General features: G+C 70.5%; 27 protein-coding genes. 13 read left to right on the top strand and 14 right to left on the bottom strand.

The annotated features are described in order from the left end of the window. Positions 1-439 precede the first annotated feature (439 nt). Together ABD987_RS26260 and ABD987_RS26255 are read left to right on the top strand one after the other, a co-directional pair. The gene (locus ABD987_RS26260) at positions 440-1,282 is read left to right on the top strand and encodes an alpha/beta fold hydrolase (RefSeq protein ID WP_345399101.1); all 843 of its coding nucleotides are present in this window, start codon (positions 440-442) and stop codon (positions 1,280-1,282) included. A 44-nt stretch (positions 1,283-1,326) separates the two neighbouring features. Beyond that, entirely contained in the window at positions 1,327-2,589 is a 1,263-nt protein-coding gene (locus ABD987_RS26255) for an alpha/beta fold hydrolase (protein WP_345399098.1), read from the top strand. A 7-nt stretch (positions 2,590-2,596) separates the two neighbouring features. Here ABD987_RS26255 and ABD987_RS26250 read toward each other — a convergent pair whose 3' ends face one another. The 7 genes from ABD987_RS26250 to ABD987_RS26220 all read right to left on the bottom strand — a co-directional run bounded on the left by ABD987_RS26250 (position 2,597) and on the right by ABD987_RS26220 (position 8,577). Beyond that, positions 2,597-3,598, bottom strand: coding sequence for a proline racemase family protein (locus ABD987_RS26250; protein WP_345399095.1), 1,002 nt, complete (start codon positions 3,596-3,598; stop codon positions 2,597-2,599). 1 nt (position 3,599) lies between these two features. Continuing rightward, positions 3,600-4,523: a dihydrodipicolinate synthase family protein gene (locus ABD987_RS26245; RefSeq protein WP_345399092.1), complete on the bottom strand. Its 924-nt coding sequence runs from the start codon at positions 4,521-4,523 to the stop codon at positions 3,600-3,602. Then, on the bottom strand, positions 4,520-5,857 hold the full coding sequence (locus ABD987_RS26240) for an FAD-dependent oxidoreductase (RefSeq protein ID WP_345399089.1): 1,338 nt from the start codon (positions 5,855-5,857) through the stop codon (positions 4,520-4,522). Before ABD987_RS26240 ends, ABD987_RS26245 begins: the two co-directional genes overlap by 4 nt. Beyond that, a complete protein-coding gene (locus tag ABD987_RS26235; protein ID WP_345399086.1) occupies positions 5,854-6,111 on the bottom strand; it encodes a (2Fe-2S)-binding protein in 258 nt (85 codons plus the stop codon). The genes ABD987_RS26240 and ABD987_RS26235 overlap by 4 nt, the downstream gene beginning before the upstream one ends. Then, entirely contained in the window at positions 6,108-7,292 is a 1,185-nt protein-coding gene (locus tag ABD987_RS26230) for an NAD(P)/FAD-dependent oxidoreductase (protein ID WP_345399084.1), read from the bottom strand. Before ABD987_RS26230 ends, ABD987_RS26235 begins: the two co-directional genes overlap by 4 nt. Positions 7,293-7,352: 60 nt before the next feature. After that, positions 7,353-7,967, bottom strand: a complete 615-nt coding sequence (locus ABD987_RS26225) for a helix-turn-helix domain-containing protein (protein ID WP_345399081.1) — start codon at positions 7,965-7,967, stop codon at positions 7,353-7,355. A gap of 163 nt (positions 7,968-8,130) precedes the next feature. Beyond that, the gene (locus ABD987_RS26220) at positions 8,131-8,577 is read right to left on the bottom strand and encodes a MarR family winged helix-turn-helix transcriptional regulator (protein WP_378214409.1); all 447 of its coding nucleotides are present in this window, start codon (positions 8,575-8,577) and stop codon (positions 8,131-8,133) included. Between the two features lie 197 nt (positions 8,578-8,774). On the opposite strand from ABD987_RS26220, the gene ABD987_RS26215 reads away from it, so the two are divergent. The 4 genes from ABD987_RS26215 to ABD987_RS26200 all read left to right on the top strand — a co-directional run bounded on the left by ABD987_RS26215 (position 8,775) and on the right by ABD987_RS26200 (position 12,668). Then, on the top strand, positions 8,775-9,800 hold the full coding sequence (locus ABD987_RS26215) for a substrate-binding domain-containing protein (protein ID WP_345399960.1): 1,026 nt from the start codon (positions 8,775-8,777) through the stop codon (positions 9,798-9,800). An 88-nt stretch (positions 9,801-9,888) separates the two neighbouring features. Beyond that, positions 9,889-10,506: an AmiS/UreI family transporter gene (locus tag ABD987_RS26210; RefSeq protein ID WP_345399075.1), complete on the top strand. Its 618-nt coding sequence runs from the start codon at positions 9,889-9,891 to the stop codon at positions 10,504-10,506. Between the two features lie 26 nt (positions 10,507-10,532). Continuing rightward, a complete protein-coding gene (locus ABD987_RS26205) occupies positions 10,533-11,570 on the top strand; it encodes an aliphatic amidase (RefSeq protein WP_345399072.1) in 1,038 nt (345 codons plus the stop codon). A 9-nt stretch (positions 11,571-11,579) separates the two neighbouring features. After that, the gene (locus tag ABD987_RS26200; RefSeq protein WP_345399069.1) at positions 11,580-12,668 is read left to right on the top strand and encodes an AAA family ATPase; all 1,089 of its coding nucleotides are present in this window, start codon (positions 11,580-11,582) and stop codon (positions 12,666-12,668) included. A 6-nt stretch (positions 12,669-12,674) separates the two neighbouring features. Here ABD987_RS26200 and ABD987_RS26195 read toward each other — a convergent pair whose 3' ends face one another. After that, positions 12,675-13,538 (bottom strand): 5'-methylthioadenosine/S-adenosylhomocysteine nucleosidase family protein, encoded by an 864-nt coding sequence (locus ABD987_RS26195; protein WP_345399066.1) that lies wholly within the window; start codon positions 13,536-13,538, stop codon positions 12,675-12,677. Positions 13,539-13,795: 257 nt separating this feature from the next. Between ABD987_RS26195 and ABD987_RS26190 the strand changes: the two genes are divergently transcribed. Continuing rightward, positions 13,796-14,500, top strand: a complete 705-nt coding sequence (locus ABD987_RS26190; protein ID WP_345399064.1) for an NUDIX hydrolase — start codon at positions 13,796-13,798, stop codon at positions 14,498-14,500. A 97-nt stretch (positions 14,501-14,597) separates the two neighbouring features. Then, complete coding sequence (locus tag ABD987_RS26185; protein WP_345399062.1) at positions 14,598-14,801, top strand: hypothetical protein; 204 nt, start codon at positions 14,598-14,600, stop codon at positions 14,799-14,801. Here ABD987_RS26185 and ABD987_RS26180 read toward each other — a convergent pair. Beyond that, positions 14,738-15,445: an NUDIX hydrolase gene (locus ABD987_RS26180; protein ID WP_345399060.1), complete on the bottom strand. Its 708-nt coding sequence runs from the start codon at positions 15,443-15,445 to the stop codon at positions 14,738-14,740. The genes ABD987_RS26185 and ABD987_RS26180 overlap by 64 nt on opposite strands. A gap of 131 nt (positions 15,446-15,576) precedes the next feature. Here ABD987_RS26180 and ABD987_RS26175 point away from each other — a divergent pair, with 131 nt between their 5' ends. Then, positions 15,577-16,041 (top strand): hypothetical protein, encoded by a 465-nt coding sequence (locus ABD987_RS26175; RefSeq protein WP_345399058.1) that lies wholly within the window; start codon positions 15,577-15,579, stop codon positions 16,039-16,041. Between the two features lie 32 nt (positions 16,042-16,073). Here ABD987_RS26175 and ABD987_RS26170 read toward each other — a convergent pair whose 3' ends face one another. Beyond that, entirely contained in the window at positions 16,074-16,538 is a 465-nt protein-coding gene (locus tag ABD987_RS26170) for a MarR family winged helix-turn-helix transcriptional regulator (RefSeq protein ID WP_345399056.1), read from the bottom strand. Positions 16,539-16,630: 92 nt separating this feature from the next. On the opposite strand from ABD987_RS26170, the gene ABD987_RS26165 reads away from it, so the two are divergent. After that, positions 16,631-17,200: an NADPH-dependent FMN reductase gene (locus tag ABD987_RS26165; protein WP_345399053.1), complete on the top strand. Its 570-nt coding sequence runs from the start codon at positions 16,631-16,633 to the stop codon at positions 17,198-17,200. Next, entirely contained in the window at positions 17,197-18,117 is a 921-nt protein-coding gene (locus ABD987_RS26160; RefSeq protein ID WP_345399050.1) for an NAD(P)-dependent oxidoreductase, read from the top strand. The genes ABD987_RS26165 and ABD987_RS26160 overlap by 4 nt, the downstream gene beginning before the upstream one ends. 76 nt (positions 18,118-18,193) lie before the next feature. Here the strand turns inward: ABD987_RS26160 and ABD987_RS26155 are convergent, their stop codons facing one another. Both ABD987_RS26155 and ABD987_RS26150 read right to left on the bottom strand, forming a co-directional pair. Beyond that, complete coding sequence (locus tag ABD987_RS26155; RefSeq protein ID WP_345399047.1) at positions 18,194-18,814, bottom strand: hypothetical protein; 621 nt, start codon at positions 18,812-18,814, stop codon at positions 18,194-18,196. A gap of 155 nt (positions 18,815-18,969) precedes the next feature. Continuing rightward, a complete protein-coding gene (locus tag ABD987_RS26150; RefSeq protein WP_345399044.1) occupies positions 18,970-19,848 on the bottom strand; it encodes a DUF2268 domain-containing putative Zn-dependent protease in 879 nt (292 codons plus the stop codon). Positions 19,849-19,985: 137 nt separating this feature from the next. Here ABD987_RS26150 and ABD987_RS26145 point away from each other — a divergent pair, with 137 nt between their 5' ends. Further along, complete coding sequence (locus tag ABD987_RS26145; RefSeq protein WP_345399041.1) at positions 19,986-21,044, top strand: LysR family transcriptional regulator; 1,059 nt, start codon at positions 19,986-19,988, stop codon at positions 21,042-21,044. Positions 21,045-21,056: 12 nt separating this feature from the next. On the opposite strand, the gene ABD987_RS26140 is transcribed toward ABD987_RS26145, so the two are convergent. After that, positions 21,057-21,941 (bottom strand): carbohydrate-binding protein, encoded by an 885-nt coding sequence (locus tag ABD987_RS26140; RefSeq protein WP_345399038.1) that lies wholly within the window; start codon positions 21,939-21,941, stop codon positions 21,057-21,059. A gap of 496 nt (positions 21,942-22,437) precedes the next feature. On the opposite strand from ABD987_RS26140, the gene ABD987_RS26135 reads away from it, so the two are divergent. Continuing rightward, the gene (locus ABD987_RS26135) at positions 22,438-24,537 is read left to right on the top strand and encodes an ATP-binding protein (protein ID WP_345399035.1); all 2,100 of its coding nucleotides are present in this window, start codon (positions 22,438-22,440) and stop codon (positions 24,535-24,537) included. On the opposite strand, the gene ABD987_RS26130 is transcribed toward ABD987_RS26135, so the two are convergent. Then, positions 24,534-25,634 carry a HesA/MoeB/ThiF family protein gene (locus tag ABD987_RS26130; RefSeq protein WP_345399032.1) on the bottom strand — a complete coding sequence of 367 codons (1,101 nt, stop codon included), beginning with the start codon at positions 25,632-25,634 and terminating at the stop codon, positions 24,534-24,536. The genes ABD987_RS26135 and ABD987_RS26130 overlap by 4 nt on opposite strands. Positions 25,635-25,718: the final 84 nt, after the last annotated feature.

Here is a 25,718-nt window from a genome sequence, read left to right as displayed (position 1 = left end):
AACGCACTGAAAGGGTCCTTCATTGCGTTCCTCGGGCTTTGAACGCCGCGGTGGGGCGATGCTTGGGTGGCGGGCGCCGAGGGACGCCCTTGGTGCGTTGGATGCGACGGGGGCGTCCCTCGGTGCGGTGAGCGCACCGAAGGCGTCCCTGGGATCGGCGAGATCCAGCGCCCGGCGGAGCTGAAGGACGCCTTGAGTGCGTTGGGCGCGCTGAAGGACGCTTTCAGTGCGCTGGATGCACTGAAAGCGTCCTTCAGCACCACCCCCCGAAAATCAGCGGACACCGCGCGAATTGTGCGCTATAATGCGATCAGCGGTCGTGGCAGACCTTGTTTTGTTCTCTTCTTTTCATCGAATACATCCGCGCGATGAGGCGGGTTTTCCCGCCCTTGTGTACATTTCCCTGGACGCCCCGGAACGTCGCGCCCATAATCGCCGTATGTCTTCCACCTACGTATTGGTGCACGGGTCGGCGGGTAACGCGCAGAGCTGGTCGGCGGTCCAGCAGGAACTGGGCCTGCGCGGGCATCGGACGGTCGCGGTCGATCTGCCGGGCCGGGGCGCGGGCTTCTCCCGGGCCTACTACGAACAGGACCTGAAAACGTTCGCGACCGAACCGTCGGCGATCGCCGGTGTCACGGCGGCGGACATGATCGGGCACGTGCTGGAGGTGGTCCGCCGGGCCCGCGCACACGGGCCGGTCGTACTGGTGGCGCACAGCTTCGGCGGGCTCGTCACCACCGGCGTCGCCAACGCGGCCCCCGAACTGGTCGACCGGCTCGTCTACATCGCCGCGCAGTGCCCGGTCGAGCTGGCACCCGGGGCGTACCCGCGGCTCCCGGAGTGGTCCGGCAGCGCGCTCTTCGCCGCCTCCGAGCCGCTGCTCGCCGGTGATCCCGCGGTGCTCGGCTGCCTCCGGCTGAACTGGCGGGGCGCCGGCCGGGCGCAGGTCACCGCGCTGCGCGAGGCCATCGCCGGCGAGCTCACCGACGACGAGTTCCGCCGCGGCCTCGCCGCCATGCAGCCGGACGAGGTGCTGTGGCTGGACGATCCGGAATGGGACCACCGCGCGGAGAAGGACACCTGGGGCCGGATCCCGCGCACCTACGTCCGCCTCACCGAGGACAGGGCGATGCCGCCCGCCGCGCAGGACCGCTACATCCGGGAGGCCGACGCGCTCACCCCGGCGAACCCGTTCGAGGTGCACTCGGTGGCGAGCAGCCATGGCGGGTTCCTCCGGCGGGGCGGCGAAGTCGTGACCGTCCTCGACCGGCTCGGCTGAGCATCCCGGCTAGGATTTCCTTACCAGCAGACGAAAGGACCTCGATGCCCCGACTGCCCGGTTTCGCCGCCACCGACCACGTCTTCCCGGTACCGCTGGATCACCGCGACCCGTCCGGGCCGTCGATCGAGGTGTTCGCCAGGGAGCTGGTCGATCCGGCCCGCGCGGGCGACGAGCTCCCGTGGCTGCTGTTCCTCCAGGGCGGTCCCGGTGGCAAGGGCCCGCGGCCGGTCCTGTCCAGCGGCTGGCTCAAGCACGCGCTGCGCACCCACCGCGTACTGCTGCTGGATCAGCGGGGCACCGGCCGCAGCACCCCGGTCACCAGCCGGGTGGCGGCGGGCATGGACGCCGCCACGCTCGCGGCGTACCTCCGGCACTTCCGGGCCGATTCCATCGTGGCCGACTGCGAGGTGATCCGGGCCCGGCTGTGCGGCGAGCAGCCGTGGGAGACGCTCGGCCAGAGCTACGGCGGGTTCCTGACGCTCAGCTATCTGTCCCGGGCACCGGAGGGGCTGTGTGCCTGCTACATCACCGGCGGGCTCCCCGGGCTCACCGCGACCGCGGACGAGGTCTACGCCCGCACCTATCCCCGGGTCCGGGCCAAGATGGCCGAGTTCTACGCGCGGTACCCGGAGGATCGCGACCGCGTGCGGCGGCTGGCCGACCACCTGGCACGCCACGACGTCCGGCTGCCGGACGGCGACCGGCTCACTCCTCGGCGGCTTCGCCTGTTCGGCTTCGGCTTCGGCATGTCCGACACCTTCGAGCAGACGCACTGGCTGCTCGACGAAGCCTTCGACGGCACCGAAGTCTCCGACACCTTCCTGATGGCGGCACTCACCACCACCGGTTTCGCCGGTCGCCCGCTATACGCGGCGCTCCAGGAGTTCGTCTACGGTCAGGGTTCGACACCGACGGCGTGGGCCGCGCACCGGATGATGGCCACGTTCGGCGAGTTCGCCGAAGACGCCGATCCGCTGCTGTTCACCGGCGAGATGATCTACCCGTGGATGTTCGAGGACATCCACGCGCTGCGGCCGTTCGCCGGCGCCGTCGACCTTCTGTCCACAGTGGATGACTGGCCGGCGCTCTACGATCCGGCGCGGCTGGCCGCCAACACCGTCCCGGTGGCCGCGCTCGTCTACCACGACGACATGTACGTCGATGCCGGGCTCTCGCTCGAAACCGCCGCGGCGGTGGGCGCCCTCCGGACGTGGGTGACGAACGAGGCCGAGCACGACGGGCTCCGCACCGAAGGCGAGAAGGTGCTGCCCCGGCTCATGGACATGGCCGCGAACCGGGTCTGACCTCAGGTCACAGGGTGAAGCCCTTCGGGAACGGGTCGGTCGGATCGAGCAGGTACTGGCCCATCCCGGTGATCCACGCGCTGCCGGTGACCGTGGGCACCACCGCGGGCACGCCGCCGACCGAGACCCGCTCGACCAGTCTGCCGGTGAACCGGGTACCGAGCAGCGACTCGTTGACGAAGTCCTCACCGAGCGCGAGCTCACCGCGTGCGTGCAGCTGCGCCATGCGGGCGGAGGTGCCGGTGCCGCAGGGCGACCGGTCGAGCCAGCCGGGATGGATGGCCATCGCGTTGCGGGCGTCGCTCCCGTCCCGGCCGGGCGCGACGAACTGGACGTGCTTGCAGCCGCCGATCCCGGCCTCGGCGGGGTGCACCGGCCGGTTCCGCTCGTTGATCGCGTCCATGATGGACAGTCCGGTGTGGATGATCCGGTCCTTTTCGGACTTTTCGAACGGGATACCGAGCTCGGCGATCGGCAGGATGGCGTAGAAGTTCCCGCCGTACGCCATGTCGTACCGGATCCTGCCGGTTCCCGGGACGTCCACTTCGGCGTCGAGCTGGTGGGAGAACGACGGCACGTTCCGGATCGTGACCGATACCGCCCGCCCCTCGGACACCGCGACCTCGGCCACGACCAGCCCGGCCGGGGTGTCGAGCCGGACCAGGGTGACCGGTTCGGTCACCATGACCATCCCGGTCTCCACCAGTACCGTGGCGACGCCGATGGTGCCGTGCCCGCACATCGGCAGGCAGCCGGACACCTCGATGTAGAGCACGCCCCAGTCCGCGTCCGCCCTGGTCGGCGGTTGCAGGATCGCGCCGCTCATCGCCGCGTGCCCGCGCGGCTCGTGCATCAGCAGCTCGCGCAGGTGATCCAGGTTCGCCACGAAGTGCGCGCGCCGCTCCGCCATGGTGTCGCCGGGCAGTACCCCGACCCCGCCGGTGATCACGCGCGTCGGCATGCCCTCGGTGTGCGAATCGACCGCGCTGAAGTACCGCGACGCCCGCATGTCAGGCCGCCACCGGGTGCGCGCGCAGGAAGTCGGCGGCGCGGCGCAGGTCGGCGTCGAGCGCCGCGAGCTGTTCGGCGGACAGCGGGCCCCTCGGCGGACGGCACGGCCCGCCGAACCGGCCGACGAGGTCCATCCCGCGCTTGATCGCCTGCACGAACTCGGTGCGGGAGTCCCAGCGGAACGCGGCGACCAGCGGTTCGTACAGCGCCCGCGCCTCGGCCAGTTTTCCCTCCCGTGCCAAGGAGAACAGCCGCGCCGATTCGGCGGGGAACACGTTCGGGAACCCGGCGAACCAGCCGGTGGCGCCCATCAGCACCGCCTCCAGCGCGACGTCGTCCGCGCCGGCCACCACGGTCAGCCCGGGAGCGCGTTCCCTGATCTCCAGCACCCGCCGGACGTCACCGGAGAACTCCTTGACCGCCACGACGTTGTCCAGCCGCGCGAGCTCCGCGAGCAGCTCGGGAGTGAGATCCACCTTGGTGTCGATCGGGTTGTTGTAGACCATCACCGGCAGCCCGACACTCGCCACCTGCTCGTAGTGGTGCAGCACCTCGCTCCGGTTCGCGCGGTACAGCGTGGGCGGCAGGCACAGCACGCCGTGCGCGCCGTCCTCGGCCGCCTTCTCCGCCCACTCCCTGGCCTGGTGCGCGCCGACGCCGTGCACCCCGACCACCACGACCCCGTCGTCGCCGACCGCCTCGATCGCGGTCCGCGCGACCCGGCGGCGTTCCTCGTCGGTCAGCGAGGAGTACTCGCCGAGCGAGCCGTTCGGGCCGATTCCGTGGCAGCCGTTGTCGACGAGCCATCGGCAGTGCTCGGCATACCGGTCGTAGTCCACCCGGAGCCCGGCGGGGGCCTTCGCGTCTTCGATGTAGGGCAGCGCCGTGGCGACTATGACCCCGTCGAGTTCCTTACTCGTCATGCCTTTCCCTCCCATGGTGATTCCACATCGGACAGTTCGCCGAGCCGGATCGGCGCGGCGAGCGGCCGCCGGGCGAACCCGTCGGACGGCACCCCGGCCAGCTCCGCGACGTTCCGGCCGCAGATCCGGCCCTGGCACATCCCGAGCCCGGCGCGGCTGACGAGTTTCAGCGAGCGGACACCGAGCACGTCTCGGCGTTCGACGCTTTCGCGCAGCTCACGGCAGGTGACCTCCTCGCAGCGGCAGACGAGCGTCTCGTCGTCCGGCCACGTCCGCCAGCCCGCGCGCACGGGGTAGGCGCGGCCGAGCCCCTCGGCGAACACCCGGCCCGCCCGGACCCGTCGCAGCGCCCGGCGCGGGACGTCGACGGGCGCGCCGAGCGAGCACGCGGCGGCCAGTCCCGCGACGGTTCCTTCGGCCGCGGCGAGGTCCGCGCCGCCGACGCCGGTCAGCTCGCCCGCCGCGAACACGCCGGGGACCGAGGTCGCCTGCGCGGTGTTCACCGCGACGAACCCGTCCGCCAGCACACATCCCGCGGATACGGCGAGTTCGAGCTGGGGCACGAACCCGAACCCGGCGCACACCGCGTCGACCTCGACCCGGCGTTCGGTGCCGCGCCGCACCCGCCAGCCGTGGTCGAGCCGCGCGGTGGTGACCGCCTCGACCCGGTCGCGGCCGTGCGCGGCGAGCACCGTGCTCCGCGCCCGGTACGGCACGCGGTGCGCGGCCAGCGTCCGCAGGTATCCGGCGAGTTCGGCGGTCTTACGGCGACCGGCGAACACGGCCGAGGGCGTCCGCAGCCAGCCCGCGACGGCGCCGTTCGCCTCCAGTACACCGGCGATCCGCGCACCGACGTCGAGCAGCGACGCCGCGACGGGCAGCAGGAAGGGACCGGTCCCGGCGAGCAGGACCCGCTTGCCGACCGCGACGCGCTGCCCCTTCGCGAGCGCCTGCGCGGCGCCCGCGGTGTAGACGCCGGGAAGATCCCAGCCGGGGAACGGGAGCGCGCGGTCGTGGGCACCGGTGGCCAGTACGAGCGCCGCCGTGTCGACGTACCGAGCGGTCCGTTGTGGACCGTCCGCCGGGCCGGTGCGCAGGTGCAGCCGGTGGCCGGGCCCGACGGGTTCCAGCGCGGTCACGGTGGTCTCCGTCAACCGCTCGACGTTTCGGTGCGGGGTGAACTTCTCCTTATCCAGCAAGGAATCTTGCCGGTGGTACTGGCCTCCGAGCCGGGCCGCCGAGTCGATCAGGAGGACCCGGCACCCGGCCTTCGCCGCGGCGTCGGCCGCGGCCATCCCGGCGGGACCGGCGCCTACGACCACCACCTCCTTCACGAGGGAAGCTCCGCACCGTGCTGGGTCCGGACGGCGTCGCCTTCGGCCAGCAGCCGTTGGCACGCGCGGACGTCGGGCACGCCGTTGACCACGACGAGACAGTCGAAGCACACCCCAATGCCGCAGAAGACTCCCCGAGGTTTGCCCCCGTTGCGCGTACTCCGCCACGACGTCCGGCCGAGCGCGAGCAGCAGCCCGGCCACCGTCTGCCCCGGCCTCGCGTCGACCGGGTGCCCGTCGACCTCGACGTTCACGCTCGCACCTCCTCGGCCACCGCGGGTCTGCCGACCCGGAACGGCGTGGCGTCCACTGTGGATTCCCGGCCGGTGAACAGCTCGGCGAGCAGTTGCCCGGTCGCGGCGGCGAGCCCGATGCCCGCGCCCTCGTGGCCGGTGGCGTGCCAGAGCCCCGGCAGCCTCGGGTCCTCGCCGATCACCGGCAGGTGATCGGGCGTGTAGGGCCGGAATCCGCCGTAGGCCCGCATGACCGGCACGTTCGCGAGCACCGGGAACAACGCGGCCGCCTTGCGGGCCAGCTCACGCAGCACGTCGAAGCGGATCGTCTCGTCGAATCCGGCGCGCTGCCTGCTCGATCCGATGAGGACGGTCCCCGCCCTGGTGGATTCGACCACTGTGGACGTCTGGAGCTCGGCGTCGCCACTGGCCACCGCGCCGACGTAGTCCGCGTCGTACACCTTGTGCTGGACGGTGCCCGGCGGCAGCGGCGCGGTCACCAGCACCAGGCCGCGCCGGGGCAGCACGGCGATCGGGGCCCCGCAGTCCGCCGCGAAGGCGCCCGCCCACGGGCCGCAGGCGTTCACCACCGCGGCACATGGGAACTCGCCCCGGTCCGTCCGGATCGCTTGTACCGCACCGTTTTCTCCACGACGCACCCCGACCGCCCGGACACCGGGGCGCACCTCGCCGCCGCGCGCCCGGACGGCCGCCAGCAGCGTCGTCGCGGCGAGGACCGGCTGGAGCTGGGCGTCCTCGGGGTAGTGGATCGCCGCGGTGAGTTTCCTGGTCAGCCATGGCTCGCGGCTCGCGACCTCGTCGAGCGTGATCGGCTCGGCGCGGATGCCCACGTCGCGATGCGCCTTCGCGAAGCCCTGAAGGGGCGCGGCGGTCTCCTCGGTGGTGGCGACGACGAGGCCGCCCTTCGGCTCCCATTCCGCCTCCGCGGCTGCGGGCCCGAGTTCCTCGCGCAGCTCCGCGAGCAGTTCCGGCCAGCGACGCCGAGAGGCCCGCGCCAGCACCAGCTCCGGGCCGGGTTCCTTGTCGGACACCAGCACGTTGCCCTCGCCCGCCGCCGTGGTCCCGCTCGCGGGCGCGCCGCGGTCGAGGACGAGCACCCGCAGCCCCGCCCGGCTGAGCGCCTCCGCGCACGCGGCACCGACGACGCCAGCACCGGCCACCACGACGTCCGGATGCCGCATCGCTCACCACCGTTCATTGAAATGAACGATTTCGAGGCTAGGTGCCGCGCCCGCTCCCGGTCAAGCCCCGCCGGGCGCGGTGACCGGTCGCGCGCACGACCCGCCGAGCGTCGGCGGGCCGGCGTCGGCGGGGTACTCGAGCAGCAGCACCGAAGTCACCGGGCCATCCACGGTCTCGTAGATGTGCGGGCCCCGCGCCGGGAAGCAGACGTAGTCGCCGGGACCCAGCTCGTACGGCGAATCCGGCGGGCCGACCCGGAGCCGTCCGGCCGTGACCACGACGTGCTCGGTGCCGGGATGTCCTGCCGAACGCTGCACCTCACCCGGCCGGACGCGCTGGTCGTACAGCTCGAACACGGTGTCGGTGACGTCCATCCGCCGCAGCATCCGCAGGTCGACGGCGTTGCTGCTGAGCACGTCGAGCCCCGCGGACCGCACCAGCACGACGTCCGGATCGGCGCGCTCGGTGAGCAGCGACGAAACCGGCACCTCCAGAGCGTTCGACAAACTGAACACCGTCTCGATGGTGGGATTACCGGCGCCGGACTCCAGCTGCGACAGCGTCCCCTTCGCGATGTCCGACCGCCTGGCCAGCTCCGACAGGGACAGCCCGGCCTGCTCGCGCAACGCCCTGAGGTTCGCGGCCAGCACCTGACCAGCCTGTTCCCGGACCACGCGTACTCCTCCCGTCGCTGCCGCGAGGCTACCCGCGACGAGTTCACCTGGCGCCGCCACGGCCGCACCGAGGGACGCCCTTGGTGCGTTGAGTGCGACAAGGGCGTCCCTCGGTGCACTGAACGCACCCAAGGCGTCCCTCGGTTTTCGGGCCCGGCGGAAGTCAGCCGCCGAGGCGGCGCAGATCCGCCAGCAGCTCGTCCGGCGCGCTCAGCTCGGTCAGCACTTCGGCCTCGACCTCGCCGATCCTCGCCGCGATCCGCCGATGGGTCGCGCGGCCGCGGGCGGACAGGTACACCAGCACCCGGCGCCGGTCCCCCGCGTCCACCTCGCGGTAGGCCTGCGCGGTGCCCACCAGCCGGTCCACCACCCTGGTCAGGGTCGGGCCGGTGGTCAGCGTGCGGTCGGCGAGCTCGGTCATCGCCACGCCGCCGCGCCCGGTCAGCGCGTCCAGCGCCAGCCACTGGTCCAGCGTCAGCCCTTCGGCGGCGAGCACCTGCTCGACCCTGGCCGTCACGGCGCGTGCCGCCCGGATCAGCGCGCCGGTGAGCGGGGTACCCGGGGAAGACGCCGCGAGAGCACGTGTCTCTTCCACACCGCGTGACGCCATCTCGCCCCGTCCCCTTGTCCCCACGACCACTACCCCGCCGACACCCGGCGCGGGAGTTGCCCCCAGCGCTTGCCAAATCAGGGCCACCGCGACAATACTTCCAGGTGAAAGCACTTTGACCTTACCGGGCCATCGCACGGAGCGCCATGCCCCCCAGCCTCGCCACGCGGACCCGCGACGAATCCTGGCGCGTCGCGATGGTGGTCCCGCTCCAGGGGCCCGCCGGGCTGTTCGGTCCCTCCTGCGAGGCCATCACCGACCTGGCCGTGCACGAGCTCAACGAGTCCGGCGGCATCCTCGGCAGGCGGGTCGACGCCGAGATCGTCGACGGGGGCGCGCCGCCCGGCCAGGTGGCCGAGGACCTGCGCGGGCTCGTCGAGGGCGGCCGGGTCGACGCGGTCAGCGGCTGGCACATCTCCTCGGTCCGGCACGCGCTCGCCCCGGTCGTGGCCGATCGGGTGCCCTACGTGTACACCTCGCTCTACGAAGGCGGCGAGCGGCGCGCGGGCATCTTCTGTTCCGGCGAGACGCCGCGGTGCCAGATCGAGCCCGCGCTGCGCTGGCTGCGGGACCAGCTCGGGGCACGCCGCTGGTTCGTCGTCGGCGACGACTACGTGTGGCCGCACCGGTCGGCGCGGGCGATCCGGCAGTACGCGCACGAGCTGGGCCTGGACATCACCGGCGAGGCGTTCGTCGGGCTCGGTTCCGGCGACATGTCCACAGTGGTCCGCGCGATCGAATCGTCCACAAGCGACGGTGTGCTCATGCTGCTGGTCGGGCAGGACGCGGTGCGGTTCAACCGCAGCTTCGCCGCGCACGGGCTCGGCGACCGGCTGGTCCGGTTCAGCCCGCTGATGGAGGAGAACATGTTGCTGGCCAGCGGCGCGGACGCGACCGGCAACCTGTACGTGTCGGCGGCCTACTTCCGGTCGATGGTGACCGCCGACGCGATGGACCTGCTCGGCCGTTACGTCGACCGGCACGGCGCGAGCGCGCCCGCGCTGAACAACGCCGCCGAATCCTGTTATGAGGGGCTGCACACGCTGGCCGCGCTCGTCCGCAGGGCGGGCACGCCCGACCTGCCCGCGCTCAACGCCGCGATCGACGGCGTCGCCTACCACGGCCCGCGCGGCACGATCGAGTTCCGCGGCCAGCAGGCCGACCAGCACGTCCACCTGGCGGTGGCCGACGGGTACGACTTCGAGGTCCTCACCCGGCTCTGAACGCCGCACCCCGCTTGACGTGCTCGGTATCACCGCTTACTTTCATCTGAAATTATTCCATGTGGCGCACATTACGTGGGAGGTGAGCATGGGCAACGTCGGCCTGCTCTACGTCGGCGCCGTACTCCTGGTCAACGGCCTGATGCTGCTCGGCCGGGTACCGGCGCGCGCGGCGGCACCGCTGAACCTGTTCGTCGGCGGGCTGCAGTGCGTCACGCCGACGGTGCTGATCATCCAGGCGGGCGGGCAGCAGAACGCCATCCTCGCCGCGTCCGGCCTGTACCTGTTCGGCTTCACCTACCTCTACGTCGGCATCGCGAACCTCGCCGGGCTGCCGCCCGAGGGCCTCGGCTGGTTCTCACTGTTCGTGGCGGGCGCCGCGGTGGTGTACGCCGGGATCTCGTTCTGGCACGACCACGATCCGGTGTTCGGGGTCATCTGGCTCTGCTGGGCACTGCTGTGGGCGTTGTTCTTCCTGGTGCTCGGGCTCGGTGTCGAGCGGCTGACCCGGTTCACCGGCTGGACCGTCGTGCTGTTCAGCCTGCCGACCTGCGCGGTGCCCGCCTTCCTCGGCCTGACCGGCGGCTACCACCCCGGTGCCGGCGCCGCACTGATCGCCGCCGTCGCCGCCGTGGTGCTGCTGGCTGCCGCGACACTGCTCAGCAAGCGCTTTCCCGTTCGCGAACCCGCTGTCTCGACGACCTGAAAACCACCAAGAGAAGAGGAGTCCTCATGCGACACGGTGACATTTCCGCCAGCCCGGACACGGTCGGCGTCGCGGTGGTCAACTACAAGATGCCGCGCCTGCACACGAAGGCGGAGGTGCTCGACAACGCGCACAAGATCGCCGAAATGGTGGTCGGCATGAAGTCCGGGCTGCCCGGCATGGACCTGGTGGTGTTCCCGGAGTACTCGACCCAGGGAATCATGTACGACGAAAAGGAGATGTTCGAAACCGCGGCCACCGTGCCCGGCGAGGAGACCGACATCTTCGCCGCCGCCTGCCGCGAAGCCGGTACCTGGGGTGTCTTCTCCATCACCGGCGAACAGCACGAGGATCACCCGAACAAGCCGCCCTACAACACCCTCGTGCTGATCAACGACCGGGGCGAGATCGTGCAGAAGTACCGCAAGATCCTCCCGTGGTGCCCGATCGAGGGCTGGTACCCCGGCGACACCACCTACGTCACCGCCGGGCCGAAGGGCATGAAGATCTCGCTGATCATCTGCGACGACGGGAACTACCCGGAGATCTGGCGGGACTGCGCGATGAAGGGTGCCGAACTGATCGTGCGCTGTCAGGGGTACATGTACCCGGCCAAGGACCAGCAGGTGCTCATGGCCAAGGCGATGGCGTGGGCCAACAACTGCTACGTGGCCGTCGCCAACGCCGCCGGGTTCGACGGCGTCTACTCCTACTTCGGCCATTCGTCGATCATCGGCTTCGACGGGCGCACGCTCGGCGAAACCGGCGAAGAGGAGTACGGCATCCAGTACGCCCAGCTGTCGCTCTCGGCCATCCGCGACGCCCGCGAGCACGACCAGTCGCAGAACCACCTCTTCAAGCTCCTGCACCGCGGCTACTCCGGCGTGCACGCGGCCGGTGACGGCGACAAGGGCGTCGCGGACTGCCCGTTCGAGTTCTACAAGCTGTGGGTCACCGACGCGCAGAAGGCGCAGGAGAACGTCGAAACGATCACCCGCGACACGATCGGCGTGGCCGACTGCCGCGTCGGCACGCTGCCGGTCGAGCAGACCAAGCAGGCGTAGGGAACGGGAATGCCGTACCTGACCGACATGTTCCACGACCAGAACCGGCGCGGGCCCGAGCGGTCCGAGAACGGCGAAGACGGCGCTGTCGGCGCGGTGAAGCGCCCGCCCGGTTCCTTCGACCCGGTCGCGGCGGCCGAACGGCTGCGCGGCCGGGTGCTCGGCCAGGACACGGCGGTGGACGCGGTGGTCCGGGCGCTGTCGCTGGCCAAGGCGGGCGCGCACGACCCGGACCGCCCGCCCGCCAACCTGCTGCTGGTCGGCCCCACCGGGGTCGGCAAGACGGAACTGGTCCGGCAGGTGGCCGCGCTGCTGCGGTCCGGGCCGGACGATCTGTGCCGGGTGGACATGAACTCGCTGGCGCAGGAGCACTACGCCGCGTCGTTCAGCGGGGCGCCGCCCGGTTACGCGGGCGCCAAGGAGGCGTACAGCCTGTTCGACCGGTCCACAGTGGAGGGTGACCCGTACACGCCGGGCATCGTGCTGTTCGACGAGGTCGAGAAGGCACACCCGACGGTGTTGCGGGCCCTGTTGCAGGTACTGGACACCGGGATACTGCGGCTCGCGAACGGACAGGAGAAGATCTCGTTCCGCAACTGCTTCGTGTTCCTCACCTCCAACCTCGGTTCGGCCGAGCTGGCCAGACGGCGCGCGGCGCCGTGGCGCCGGGCGGCCGACCGGCTGGGCCTGCGCCTCGGCGCGCAGTCCGGGGAAGCGGTCGTCGACCGGGCGCTGCGCGGCTTCTTCGATCCGGAGTTCCTGAACCGGATCGACGAGACCGTGTTGTTCGGGGAGATCGACCGGCCGACCGCCCGCCGGATCGCGGCGCTGGAGATCGACCTGCTCGGCCGCCGCCTGCGCCGCCGCAGCGTGCACCTCGACGTCGCGGACGAGGTGGTGGACCTGTTGGGAGAGAAGGGTTTCGACCCGGTCTACGGGGCGCGCGGGCTGCGGCGCGCGCTGCGCACGCTCGTCGCTTCCCCCGTGGCCGGGGAAGTGCTGAAGCACTCCCCCGGCCAGGGCTCCCCTCTCACCATCGCCGTGCGGACGTCCGGCGGCGCGGTCATCGCCCGCGCCAGCCCGCACGACGAGCACTGAGCACGGCTACCCGATGTTGATGTCGCCGTGGTGGACACCGGTCTGGATGACCGACCGGGCCTTGCCGCTGAAGTGGTTGCGGACGTGCACTCCGGACGGTTCGCCACGCTCGGGCGGCTCCCGCTCGTCCTCCTCCAGATCGGCCGCCACGGCGACCGCGAAGGCCGCCGCGTTCCTGGCCGCGACCTGCTGCCAGCCCTCGCCGTCGGTCTGGTCCTTCGCGCCGCCGGCGAGGTCGCTGATCCCGCGGACGGTGATCGAGGGGACGCGGTCGTTGAGATGTCCGGCGGCGGCGAACCCGGCGCTCTCCATCTCGATGGCGACCGCGTCGTTGTAGCTGCGGTGGAGCTGGTGCGCCAGGTCCGAGACCCGGGAGTTGAGCACGACGTCCCCCGCGGCGACCGGCTCGAAGTGCACCATCGGGGCACGAGCCGGTTCCGCCGAGGGCGGCTGCTGAAACCAGTCGGCGGAGCGCGCCAGCCAGCGGGCCGTCTGCTCCGCGCGGTGCGAGGTCTCCCACGCGCGCGGCCGGGTGAGGAACTCGTCGTCCTCGCTGCGGCCGCCGTGGTAGCCGTAGACCCGGGTGGCCACCACGACGTCACCGAGCCGGAGCCAGTCGCGCAGGCCACCGGCGACCCCGACGAACAGCATCATCGACGGGTCGAACTCCGCGATCGCCCGCTCGGTCAGCGCGGCCGCGGTGATGTTGCCCATCCCGGTCGCGGCCAGCGCCACCCGGCGACCAGGCCGCGCGGACAGGGTACCGACGTCGAAGATCGTCCCCGCGCGGTGCCGGTGCCGTTCGACGTCGGTCAGATGGGCGCGGACGGCGGCGTGCTCGACCTCGAGCGCGGTCAGGACGACAATCATGTGATCCTCCGTTTTCCGTCCCTCGCAACGGTTTCCCCGCGTCCCGCCCGGAACTCACCGGTGCGGGAGAGCAGCAGCACGACAGCGGCACGCACTGGGGTGCTCTCGCTCTGGTCGTGAAAAGCAAGTGCAGACTAGTCCAAACGCCGCCTTTTCGTCAACACGACGATTACTGCCGACGTTACACTGTGCGACGTGGACACTCGTTCGTCCGCGCCCCACACCGCCCCCGCGAGGGTGACCCGAAGGCGCGAAAGATGACCGACGACGCCTGGACGATCCCCGAGGTCGCGGTCGCCGTCGACCTCGCCGTGCTCACCGTGCACGACGGCGCGCTGCAGATCATGCTGGTGCGCCGGGGAATTCCCCCCTTCGAAGGCATGCTCGCGCTGCCCGGCGGCTTCCTGGCGTCCACGGCCGAGGACCTCGACGCGGCCGCCGCCCGCGAGCTGACCGAGGAGACCGGCCTCGGCACCGAAGACCTCCACCTCGAACAGCTCGGCACCTACGGCGCCCCGGACCGCGACCCGCGGCGGCGCGTCGTGACCGTCTGCTACCTCGCCTTCTCACCCGATCTGCCGACACCCACCGCGGGCGGGGACGCCAGGGAGGCGATCCTGCTGCCGGTGGACGAGGTACTCGACCACCGGACCGCGGTGGCCTTCGACCACAAGAAGATCATCTCGGACGCGGTGGAGCGGGCGCGGAGCAAGCTCGAGTACACGACACTGGGCGCCGCGTTCTGCCCGCCCGAGTTCACCATGACCGACCTGCGCCAGGTGTACGAGATCGTCTGGGGCACCAGCCTCGACCCCCGCAACTTCCACCGGAAGATCACCGGCGTCACCGGGTTCCTCGTGCCCACCGGCGAGCGCGTCTCCCGGCAGGTCGGCAGGCCCGCGGCGCTCTACCGGCGTGGCGACGCCACCGTGCTGCACCCGGCGATGCTGCGCAACCGCTGAACCACGGCCCACTTATCGTCACCTTGACATTAACGAGGTGGCCGCGTTACCGTTACCCTCTCAACAATTGTCTTCATGACAGAAAGCGAGGGGCGTGATGAGAATCCACTGCACGGTCGGGCGAGCGGCTCGGACGATGGCGCTCGCGTTCGCCGCGGGCGCGGTGCTGGGCGGTATCGCGACCGGCTGCGCGCAGCGCGAATTCGACCGGACCGCGCACGCGGCGGCGGCGGTGTCTCAGGAGCCGTCGCGGGGCAGCATCATCGGGGGCATCAGCATCGACGCGGTGCCCGCGCGGTAGAGCGCCGCGGGCCTGCCGTTCGGCGTCGGCCGCTTCCGGCCGAGCGGGACGACGAACCCGTCGGCGTCGGTGACCTTGCGGTGGAAGTTGGGCTTGTCCAGCTCGACGCCCCACACCGTCTCGTAGACCGCGCGGAGGTCGCTGATGGTGAACTCGGGCCCGCAGAACGCGGTGGCCACCGTGGTGAACTGGAGTTTCGCCTTGGCGAACTCGACCGCGTCCCGCAGGATCTCGCCGTGGTCGAAGGCGAGACGGGCGCGGCGTGCCGAGGGCACCGGCATCCACCGCGCGCGCCGCGCGTCCGAACCGGCGGTCGGCCGGGGCAGATCGGGGGCGATGGCCAGGTACGCGCAGGTGATCACCCGCGGTTCCCGCGGATCGCGGTCCGGCGCGGAGTACACGCCGACCTGGTCGAGGTGCAGGGCGGAGGCGTCCATCCCGGTCTCCTCCGCCAGCTCCCTCGCCGCGGTCTCGTCCAGGCTCTCCGCGCCGCGCAGGAATCCCCCCGGCAGCGCGAGTTCCCCGGCGAACGGCTCGCCGCCGCGTTCCACCAGCAGTACCTGTAACCGGGCCTCCCGGATCGTCAGTATCACCAGGTCGGCGGTGACGGTGACCTTCAGGCGCTCACGACGGCTGCGGGACATCCCGCGAGCCTAGCCATTTGTCACCTCGACAGAAAAGACGGCCCGCGAGATGCCCGGATCGGCCATCCGGCCGAGGGGGCCGGGCCGGACGACCGATGCCCGCCGCCGCCCCCGCCGCTTGACTGGGCACCATGACCACGAAGCTTCGCCGAGCGACCACCTTCGCGATCGCCGGCGCCGTGACCGCGCTGGGCGTCGTCACCCTTTCGGGCTGTGCCCTTTCCGAGGCCCTCACCGAGTCGGCGAACGGGCATGTCAAAACGGTGGAGCACGCCACCGGCAAGGCGGGCAAGGCCGACGAGGACACCCGGCTGCCGGGCTGGGTGCCGGACGCCGCGAAGACGGTCACCGAGGTCATCCGCACGACCGGTTCCGAACGGCTGCTGCGCTTCACCCTCGACGACCCGGCCGCGCTGGGCGCCTGCGCGCCGGGAAAACCGGACGAGAAGACGGCGACCCTGACCGCCGACTGGTGGCCGAGCGGGCAGGAGGGCAGGACCGACCGGGTCTGCGAAACGGCGTGGCACGTGCTCGTCCAGGGCAACACGGTGTACGCCTACGCGCCGGAAACCATTCCCCAGCAACCCCAGAGCTGACCGCCCTTGGACGAGCCCGCCCCGGGCCGGGCTCAGAGCGGGATGGCGTGCTGGGTGACGTAGTGCCGGATCAACGCTTCGACCGAGCGGCGAAAGGAATCCTGACGGCTGTCGCTCAGCGTGCCCGCCAGCTGACCGATCTCGGTTCGGACCGCCTCGCGCACCAGGTGCACGACAGCCCGTCCGGCGTCGGTGACGGTGACGTGGATGGCGCGCCGGTTGCCGGGGACCGCGATCCGCCGCACCAGCCCACGCCGCTCGGCGCGGTCGACCAGGCCGGTGACGCTGGACTTCTCCAGTTCCAGGATGCCTGCCAGCTGGCGCATGCCGATCTCGCGGTCGTCGAGCACGGCGAGCATCCGCAGCTGGGTGACCGACAGACCCTGTTCTCCGGCGAGGCGCCCCAGGATCGCCTGCACGATGAACGACAGCTGCATGAGCCCGTCGATCAGGTCCAGATCCGACGTCTTGGCGCCTTCGGGTGAGGAAGCGGTCACAGTGCCCAGGTTAGCTTGACCGAGTTCGTGACACCAACTATTTTGGTTCGTGACACCAACAGTACGTGTAACCAACCAAGAGGTGGGTTCCCGTGACAGCCAAGAAACGCATCGCCGTCGTCATCGGCAGCACCCGCCCCACCCGCATCTGCGGCGGTATCGCCGCCTGGGCACGCGAAAGCCTGCAAGAGGACAGCGATCTCGGCTACGACCTGATCGATCTCGCCGAAGTCGGGTTGCCGTTCCTGGACGAGCCCGTCAAGGCCGCGTTGCGGCAGTACGAGCATGAGCACACCCGGGCCTGGAGCGAGCTCGTACAGAGCTATGACGGGTTCCTGTTCGTGTTCCCGCAGTACAACTGGGGCTATCCGGGGGTGCTGAAGAACGCGCTGGACTACCTCTACCAGGAATGGCACGACCGCCCCGCGAGCCTGCTCACCTACGGCACCCGCGGCGGCGGCAAAGCCGCCGAACAGTTCATCGGCGTCCTGCACGGACTGCACATGCGAGTGCTCGACACGCACGTCGAAGCCGTCATCACCGACCAGGACGTGGACGAGAACTGGCAACTGCGCGACCTCGACGGCACGCTGCGCCCGAACCGCGCCCTGCTGCGCAGGATCGACGAAGAGATGACCGAAGCGCTCGCCGACGGCCAGTGACCGCGCATCCGTTACGAGAAAAGGGAGAACCAATCATGCCTACGACATCGCGCCGGGTGGGCTTCATCGGGCTCGGCAGGATGGGCGACGCCATCGCGGGCCGCCTGCTCGACGCGGGCTACGACCTCACCGTGTGGAGCCGTAGCGCGGGCAAGGCGGACGCACTGGTGGCGCGGGGCGCGACCCTGGGCGCCACACCCGAGGACGCGATCGCCACCGGAACCGTCTTTTCCATGCTGAGCGACGAAAAGGCGGTGCGACAGGTGTTCACCGCCGAACGGATTCGCTCCGCGCCGGAGGGCTTCGTGCACGTCAACCACGCGACGGTCAGCCCGGCGGCGGCCCGCGAGTTCGCCGCGAACGGCGGGGGTTACCTCAGTGCCCCGGTGGTCGGCCGTCCGGAGGCCGTGCTGGCCGGGAAGCTGGCCGTGCTGGTCTCCGGTGACGCGGACGCCCGCGCGGCAGTGGCACCGATGCTCGCCGCGATCGGGCGGCGGGTCTGGGACTTCGGTGACGCCGTCGACGCCGCGCCGACGGCGAAGATCTCGGTCAACTACCTGATCATCCACGCGTTGCAGGCACTGTCCGAGTCGGTCACCCTGTTGCAGCAGGCCGGTCTGGACGCCGGGCGGTTCGTGGATATGATCAATGATTCCGTCTTTCCCGGCGTGGTTTACCGAGGCTACGGCGACGCCATCGCCACGGGCACCTACACCCCGCCGGGATTCACCACCACGCTGGGGCTGAAGGATCTGGATCTCGCGCTGGGCACTGCCGGTGAGCTCGGCGTCGAACTGCCCACCGGGCCAGCCCTGCGCGACGTGTTCGCCACCGCGGTCGAGCAGATCGGCGCGGACCTCGACTGGTCGAGCATCGCCGAGGTCACGCGGCGACGGTCCGGCGGCGGGCTCCGCTAGGGACACCGGGCTCACCCACCGGGAACGCGGATGCCCCACTGTCCATCAAGGACAGTGGGGCATCCGCGCGCCGGGGTCAGGAGCCGTAGACCTCGGCCAGCACCGCGCCGAACACCTTGGCGGAGTCCTCGGGCAGCTTTTCGGTCTCCCGCAGGTGATCGGTGAAGATCTGCCGCGCCCGCGCCTTCGAGGTGCCCTCGATCCTGATGCCCTCGATCAGGTCGGCCAGCACCGGGGCGCCCGCCCTGATCAGCAGCGCGATCGGCTTGAGCACGGCCTGGGTGATCGGCCCGCCGATGCTGACGCCGGGGATCGCCGCGACGAGGTCCCCGATCGTTTCCAGCACGGTCGCGGCGATCGGGCCGCCGACCCGCAGCGCCTGCACGATGATCGGCTGCGCGAACTTCAGCAGGTCCTTCAGCCCGCCGATGATGTCGATACCGCCGTCGTCACCCGCCGCCAGCGCGGCCTTGACCGGAGCCAGCTGACGCGCGGTTTCCGCGTCACCCGCGGCGATCAACGCGTCCACGTTCGCCGTGGTGACCACCTTTTCCAGCGCGGACCGCGCGGTGGCCTGGCTCGCGGCGGACGTGGTTTCCGTGCCGGGCGCCGCGGCGGCGACGGGAACGACACCGAGCGACAGGATTCCCGCGGCGAGCACGACGGCGACCGACCGGGAGTACTTGGGGAGCGCCATGATGTTTCCCATTTCACTTCGGGGATGGGATCGACATCGAAAAGGCTAGGAACGAACGTCTTTTGCGGTCAAGTGACCGGAGACACCATTCGATACCCTGCCGTTCACTGTGAAACACCGGCTCGATTGTCCACAACGGACGAAATCGTTTCCCGCTATCCTGTCGTGGCCACCCCCGCGTTGGTGAGGATTTCGGCGACCGGCAGCGCGACGCTTTCGGCGGCGGTGAGGCCGGTGGCGGCGAGATGGGCGTCCACGATGCGGAGCCCGACCGCGTACCCGGCGAAGTCGGGCAGTCCCACCGGTTTCTGCCCCGTGCGGACGGCGATGGTGTCACCGATGACGTACGGGGTCAGGTGTTCCATTCCGGCCAGGTCGATCGCGCCGGTGATCTTCTCGTACGCGTTTTCCAGCTCGACGCCGTCGAGCGCCCGCGACCACGGCCCCATCGCCTCCTCGCCGCGCAGTTCCCGCACGAAGGCCTCGGCCAGCCCCTCGGCCACGACGTGTTCCCCGACCGTGACGGTCGCCGGGTCCCAGTTCACGTTGGCGTACCGCACGTTGTGGTGAATCTCGTGCGCGGCGGCGTAGGCGATCTTCGCCAGGCTGGTCGCGGTGGGCCACATCGTCAGCATGACGGAGCCGGGAATGCCGCCGAAACCCAGATACCCGGCCGAATTCTCGACGAGGTAGGCGTCGTCGGGGTCGCCGAGCACGATGACCACGTGGATCGTCTCGGCGCGGCGGACCCCGGGTACCGCGGCGGCCAGCCGGGACCAGGCCGCGGCGGTGGTCTCGCGCACGCGGCCCCACACGTCCGCGTCGAGCATCTCCCGCACCGCCCGCTCGTAGCGCGGGTCGTCGCGGTCCTCGCGGAAGCCGCTGAATCCGTAGTGCACCGCGGGCTCGTGCAGGGGCACGGCGGGATTGCGCAGCGGGCTCAGGATCTCCCGCAGCGCGTCCTGCCGCTGCCCGACCGGCCGGGCCAGCAGGTCGAGCATGGCCTGACCGGTGTCGTGAACGATGATCTCCATGACCCGGACGCTAAAGCCTCCGGTAACAGGAGGCTCAAGCCGAAACCCGACTCGCGTCGCTTATACAAAGCGATCACCGGGCCTACAGTGAAACAGCTCACGCATCAGTGACGGCCGCCTTGGCCAGCGGAGGAGTCATGGAGCTGGAACTACGCCATCTGCGCGCGCTCGTGGCCATCGCCGACACGCACAGTCTCGTCCGCGCGGCCAAGGTGCTGCACGTGTCCCAACCGGCGTTGTCCGGTCTCCTGCGACGGGTCGAGCGGTCGGTCGGCGGACTGCTGTTCGCGCGCTCGCCCACCGGCTGCGTGCCGACCGCGCTCGGCGCGGACGTCGTCGCCGACGCGCGCGCGGTGCTGGCCGGGATGTCCGCGCTGACCGACCGGATCGGCGAGCGGCGCGAGCCCTCCGGGACACTGCGCGTCGGCGGGTACTGCGGTTTCCTGCACCTGGCGGTGTCGCGGTGGCTGCGGGACCAGCCGTGGTGCGGCTCGGTGAGCGTGCACGAGGACCAGGACGAAACCGGCACGCTGGCCAGCGTCGCGGCGGGCGCGCTCGACCTGGCACTGGTCTACCTCCCGCCGCTGCCGGACCGGATCGTCCCGGACGGTGTCGAGAGTGTCGTGGTGCATCCGCGGGAACCGGTCTTCGTGATCCTGGCGCGGAGTCACCCGCTGGCCCGGCCCGGCGCGATCCCGCTCGCCGACATCGCCGAGTACCCGTGGGTGGACGACCCGCCGTGGACCACGCGGTGGTCGGCGTACCTGCAGGGCGTGTGCCGCCGCCACGGCGTCGCGCTCGACCAGCCGCACCGTCCGCAGTGTCTGGCCACCGTGCTGGACCTGGTACGCGAGGGCATGGCGCTCGCGCCGGCGCTGGCGACCCGCGAAGACCGCCGCGACGACATCGTGGTGCGCGCGATCGAAGGCGCGCCGCTGTGGCAGGAGCTGCGCCTGTGCTACCGGCCGGGCACGGTGGTGGCGGAGCGGATCGGCGAGATCCACCACGCGGTGGCCCGCGCCTACGCCGGTCGGCGCGGATGCAGCGCCGCGTTCGACCAGTGGTGGCACGAACGCGGTCGCGACCTCCTGCCGACCGGCTGCGCCACGCCACCCCGGCATCCGGCGGGACCGCCTCAGCGGCCAGCGGGACACCCGCACCCGATCGGCGACCCGAACCAGCTTGCGCGAGGGTAGGCCCGCGTCGCCTCAGACGCTGACCCGCCAATTGCTGTTCGGCGTGGGAACCTCGAACCGCAGCGACGAGCAGTCGTAGTCGCCGGGCCGGGGATTCGCGGTGGGACGCAACGGCGAGTTCGAGGTCGTCGCCGCCACCCACTGCCCGCCGACACGCAACTTCAGTGAGCTGGACTCGAACACCGCGCCCCGCGCGTCCGCGCAGTAGTACGCCTCACCGGTCGAGGGATCGACCGTCGAATACAGCTCGAAGATGTCCCAGCCCTCGTTGAGCGTGCTCTTGTCGCTCCCGCTCTGCGTGAACAGCGTGTCCCACGAGCTGGTCTTCACGTTGTAGAGCGAGGCGGTCCAGCTGTTGGTGCCCGAACCGGTCTTGACCTCCTGCACCGTGTACGCCGGGTGCCCGTTCACCGTGCTGGTGTAGGAGTCGAGGAACGCGCTGTCGATCGGCACGACCTTCGCCGGTGAGACCGACTGGCACCAGTCCCACGCCCAGACCTGCCCGGACTGGCCGAGTCCGTAGGCGGTGACGACCTCGATGCAGGAATGCCCGGTGGGCTTCACCGTCGGCGCGTAGACGACGTCGGAGGAGTTCGAAATCTGGAGGTCCGGTGTCACGCTGTGGGTCACGACGATGCCGTCGGCACCACTCGACAGCTGCGGTTCGGGACCCCAGAAGGTGTGTTTCTGCGCCGCGATCCGCGGTGTGCCGGTCAATCCGGCCTGTTCGCGGCGCAGCTGGAGGAAGCGGTCGGCCGCGGGCCCAGCGGCCACCTTCGCGGCGTCCCCCGTCAGCCCGGGCACCACCCCGGCGGGCGCGGCGGAAGCGGACGAGCCCCCGGTGACGACCGCCGCGGTCACCAGCACGGAACAGAGTAGGACGAGCAGTTTCCGCATCGATGCATCTCCTCGTTCTCGGCGAAGGAAACGCGCGGACGGTGGGGAAAGGGAGCAGCGAGCCGCCCGCGGGCACCGGATGGTAGATCCGGATTTCCCTTGCGGGGCACCGACTTTCGGCGGGTTGGCGGCGGAAGACGCAGGCGGGTGCGGGCATAGTTTTTCCGCACCGGCGGTGTTATACCGCCATTCGGCTCACATCAGCTCGACGCACCACTCACTGTGCGGGCACCCGGCCTACTCATGGGCGTAGGCCCGCACGACCGCGTGTACGAGCAGAACTGTTGCTCACTGTTACCTGGCGCATTCGAGTGTGACGCATCCGAGTGAAAGAACGTGGACCCGTTCACATTTCACTGGATTACCGGCGAGACCGCGGTCAGCCTTGAAATTCTGACACTGTTCGCGAGGGGCCACAATGGTCGACGATGCGGAGCCTACCAAGCATCCGGTAACAGCGCGTAATTCCCTGACGGGCGACGTAGCGGGTTCCGTCGTGCAGGCGGGCACGATCCAGCAGGTGGTCGTCGAGCGGCCGGCACCGGCGGAACTGCCGGTCCCCCGCCAGCTTCCTCCCGCAGTGCGGGATTTCGCCGGTCGCGACGACCAACTGGCCAGGCTGGACGCGCTGATCGCCACGTGTGAAAGCCGCCCCACCGCCACCGCGATCACCACACTGGCCGGTACCGCGGGGGTCGGGAAAACCACGTTGGCGGTGCACTGGGCGCACCGTGTCGAGCACCACTTCACCGATGGCACGCTGTTCGCCAATCTGCGTGGCTACGGGCCCAGCGCACCCTTGGCACCGGGGCTGGTGCTCACCTCGTTCCTGCGTGTCCTCGGAGTTCGCGAAAACCGCATTCCCGCCGAGCTGGACGCCCAGGCAAGCCTGTATCGCACGGTGCTCGCCGACCGGCGGGTCCTGGTACTACTGGACAACGCCAGTACCGCCGACCAGGTCCGTCCGTTGCTGCCCGGATCGCCCGGCTGTCTGGTGCTGGTCACCAGCAGAGCCAGTTTGACCGGGCTGATCGTCGCCGAGGCGGCAAGCCAGGTCCCCCTGGATCTGTTCGCCCTCGGCGAAGCCAAGACCCTGCTCCGGAACATCCTCCGGTCGGAGCGAGTCGATGCCGAGCCTGGAGCCGTGGCCGATCTCATCGCGGTCTGCGCGCGGCTGCCACTGGCATTGCGGGTCGCCGCCACCCGGATCGCCATCCGTCCCCACACCAGTATCGCGGAACTCGTCGCGGACATCGTCGACGAACGGAATCGGCTGGACATGCTGAGCAACAGCGGAGACGAGCAGAGCGCGGTACGGACCGTGTTCGAGTGGTCCTACACCGGACTTCCCGAAGAGCAGGCACGCCTGTTCCGCCGCATCGGCCTGCATCCCGGTACCGAGTTCGGCATACCGGCCGCCGCGGTGATCGCCGATCTCGACCCGGCTGCCACCTACCGGCAGTTGGAGAGCCTCGCCGACGCGCATCTGCTCGAACCCGTCGGTGCCAAGCGCTACCGGCTGCACGATCTGATGCACGCCTATGCGGCGCACCGCGCGGGGCTGGACGAGACCGCCGAAGCCCGCCACGACATCGTGACTCGCTTGTTCACCTGGTACGCCAGGACCGCGCGGGCCGCCGACAGGCTTCTCTTCCCCGGCCTGGACACCCTCGACGTCCCGCTGGCTCCTCTCGGCCACGAAATTCCGCTGGCCGACCGCGCCGAAGCGTTGGCGTGGCTGAACACCGAGCAGACGAACCTGATGGCGGTGCTGCGCGCCGCACACGCGTGTCAAGCCCACGATGCCGCGCTGTGCCTGGCGGCCTCCGCGAGATCCCTCAGCCTGCGAGAACAGGGCATGTGGCCCATCCGGCTCGAAGCGGAGACACTCGGGATCCGTGCCGCCAGGGCGAGCGGCAACAGGGGCGCGGAGGCGTGTCTGCTTGGGTTCCGCGGCGACACACTGGCGGATCTGAGGCGACTGACGGAGGCGGAAGCGGATTTCGACCAGCAGCTCGTTCTCGCGCGGGAAATCGGCGACACGACCCGTCACCGCGTTGCGTTGGTCGGCCTAGCCCAGGTCCGGCTGCTGGAAGAGCGGTACTTTGAAGCACAACATCTCTACCAACGGGCGCTGCCCTTGGCGCGTGCCGCGTCCACCCGGCGTCCCGAAGCGGTGGTTGAATGCAACCTCAGCCGGATCAGCACGTTCCTCGGCCACTACGAGCAAGCACTGACGCACGCTTTCCGTGAGCTGGAACTGCGCCGCCAGACCGTCGACCGGGTCGGCGAAGCCTACGCGCTGCATGATGTGGCAGTGGCCCATCGGGGACTCGGTCACCACGAAACCGCGATCGAGTTCGCGACCCGAGCCATCGCGATGTACCGGGAGCTCGACGGGACCGGCGCCTACCTCGCACTCGCGCTCGAAACGGCAGCCTCCTCCCTCGAACAGATCGGCGCACTCACCCGGGCGAGCCACTACCTGACCGAGGCGTGCACCGCCCTCGGCGAATCGGACACCTCGCGTGTGAAGGCGCTGCGCGGCAAGGCCCGCGCGCTGGCGGCCCGCGCCGGCGACAGGCCACTGCCCTAGGACTGTCCGGCCGCCCCGGCGCAGGTGGGGCAGTCGGCCCTCGGTGCTTCCGGGCCGAGTGCGAAGCTGTCCTGCAGGGTCACGAGGTTGAAGCCGAACTGACAGTTGATCCGCAGCGCGGGGACACCGGTGAGCAGGCAGAGCACAGCGTGCGCGGCCAGCTGGCCCGCGACGCCCGCCGACACGGCGTTGGCGGCGTGCGCACGCGCGACACGGGCAGCCGCCGGCGAGAAGGTCCGTGGCGGCAGGCCGGCACGTCGTTCCCGCTCGGCGACGCGGGCACAGTCGTAGCACGGCCCGGCGCCCGGGAGGTAGAGCCCACAGTTGACCTGCGGCCCGTGGTAGCCGCCATGCACCCACGCGGTGCCGGTGACCGCGCACGCCTGGTTGGCCCACGAGCGGATCTCCGGTGGCCGGTCCGCGGCCAGTAGCAGAACGTCGAATCCCATGGCCAGGTCGCGCAGCGCCGCTGGGCCGCCGATGGCGCGCTGTTCACCGGTGATGTGCACATCGGAGTTGTGTTCGCGCAACCTGTCGACCGCGACCTCGGCCTTGGGACGGCCGAGGTCGTGCTCGGTGAACAGGATCTGGCGATTCAGATTGGACAGTTCGACGGTGTCGGGCTCGACGCAGTGCACGTGCCCGACACCGGACACGACGAGCGTCTGAGCGGCGGTGCAACCGACCCCGCCGATGCCGACCACCACCACCCTCGCCTGCTGCAGCATCAGCTGCGTGTCCCAACTGGTTCGCCGCGGGCTGCGGTCCATCCAGCGGAACAGTGCCGCGCTTCGCCCGTAGCGCTCCCGCTCGACCGCGCTCAGCTCGGCCGGGGCCTGCTGGCAGGCGTCTTCGAGGTAGCCGGCACGGGTGAGATCTTCGATGGCGGCCAGCACATCGACGCGAGGCCTCGTGGGGTGGAGGCGGACCAGGTCGGCGACGACCTGGTCCGTGGTCCTCGAACCGTCGAGAGTCTCCAGCAACGTCCAGACCCACCCGTCCGGGTCCACGATGTCGGCCGCGATTCCGCGCACCATTCCGCCGATCCGGACACGATCCTCGCCGTGCCGCACCGGGAGATGTTCAGGTTTGATCATCGGACGCCACATGGGAGCTCCTCCGCACTGCTAGCTTTCCTGGGTCGGGCTACTGAAGGTCATTTCGCGTTCCACCTCAATGAA

Origin of the sequence: Amycolatopsis samaneae (assembly GCF_039541975.1) — a bacterium.
GTDB lineage: Bacteria > Actinomycetota > Actinomycetes > Mycobacteriales > Pseudonocardiaceae > Amycolatopsis > Amycolatopsis samaneae.
This window is presented reverse-complemented; position numbering and strand designations above follow the sequence as displayed.

Coding starts and splice junctions, on each gene's coding strand:
- ABD987_RS26260 (WP_345399101.1), top strand. CDS start 440: ATGTCTTCCACCTACGTATTGGTGCACGGGTCGGCGGGTAACGCGCAG.
- ABD987_RS26255 (WP_345399098.1), top strand. CDS start 1,327: ATGCCCCGACTGCCCGGTTTCGCCGCCACCGACCACGTCTTCCCGGTA.
- ABD987_RS26250 (WP_345399095.1), bottom strand. CDS start 3,598: ATGCGGGCGTCGCGGTACTTCAGCGCGGTCGATTCGCACACCGAGGGC.
- ABD987_RS26245 (WP_345399092.1), bottom strand. CDS start 4,523: ATGACGAGTAAGGAACTCGACGGGGTCATAGTCGCCACGGCGCTGCCC.
- ABD987_RS26230 (WP_345399084.1), bottom strand. CDS start 7,292: ATGCGGCATCCGGACGTCGTGGTGGCCGGTGCTGGCGTCGTCGGTGCC.
- ABD987_RS26220 (WP_378214409.1), bottom strand. CDS start 8,577: ATGGCGTCACGCGGTGTGGAAGAGACACGTGCTCTCGCGGCGTCTTCC.
- ABD987_RS26215 (WP_345399960.1), top strand. CDS start 8,775: ATGGTGGTCCCGCTCCAGGGGCCCGCCGGGCTGTTCGGTCCCTCCTGC.
- ABD987_RS26210 (WP_345399075.1), top strand. CDS start 9,889: ATGGGCAACGTCGGCCTGCTCTACGTCGGCGCCGTACTCCTGGTCAAC.
- ABD987_RS26205 (WP_345399072.1), top strand. CDS start 10,533: ATGCGACACGGTGACATTTCCGCCAGCCCGGACACGGTCGGCGTCGCG.
- ABD987_RS26200 (WP_345399069.1), top strand. CDS start 11,580: ATGCCGTACCTGACCGACATGTTCCACGACCAGAACCGGCGCGGGCCC.
- ABD987_RS26195 (WP_345399066.1), bottom strand. CDS start 13,538: ATGATTGTCGTCCTGACCGCGCTCGAGGTCGAGCACGCCGCCGTCCGC.
- ABD987_RS26190 (WP_345399064.1), top strand. CDS start 13,796: ATGACCGACGACGCCTGGACGATCCCCGAGGTCGCGGTCGCCGTCGAC.
- ABD987_RS26185 (WP_345399062.1), top strand. CDS start 14,598: ATGAGAATCCACTGCACGGTCGGGCGAGCGGCTCGGACGATGGCGCTC.
- ABD987_RS26180 (WP_345399060.1), bottom strand. CDS start 15,445: ATGTCCCGCAGCCGTCGTGAGCGCCTGAAGGTCACCGTCACCGCCGAC.
- ABD987_RS26175 (WP_345399058.1), top strand. CDS start 15,577: ATGACCACGAAGCTTCGCCGAGCGACCACCTTCGCGATCGCCGGCGCC.
- ABD987_RS26155 (WP_345399047.1), bottom strand. CDS start 18,814: ATGGCGCTCCCCAAGTACTCCCGGTCGGTCGCCGTCGTGCTCGCCGCG.
- ABD987_RS26150 (WP_345399044.1), bottom strand. CDS start 19,848: ATGGAGATCATCGTTCACGACACCGGTCAGGCCATGCTCGACCTGCTG.
- ABD987_RS26145 (WP_345399041.1), top strand. CDS start 19,986: ATGGAGCTGGAACTACGCCATCTGCGCGCGCTCGTGGCCATCGCCGAC.
- ABD987_RS26140 (WP_345399038.1), bottom strand. CDS start 21,941: ATGCGGAAACTGCTCGTCCTACTCTGTTCCGTGCTGGTGACCGCGGCG.
- ABD987_RS26130 (WP_345399032.1), bottom strand. CDS start 25,634: ATGATCAAACCTGAACATCTCCCGGTGCGGCACGGCGAGGATCGTGTC.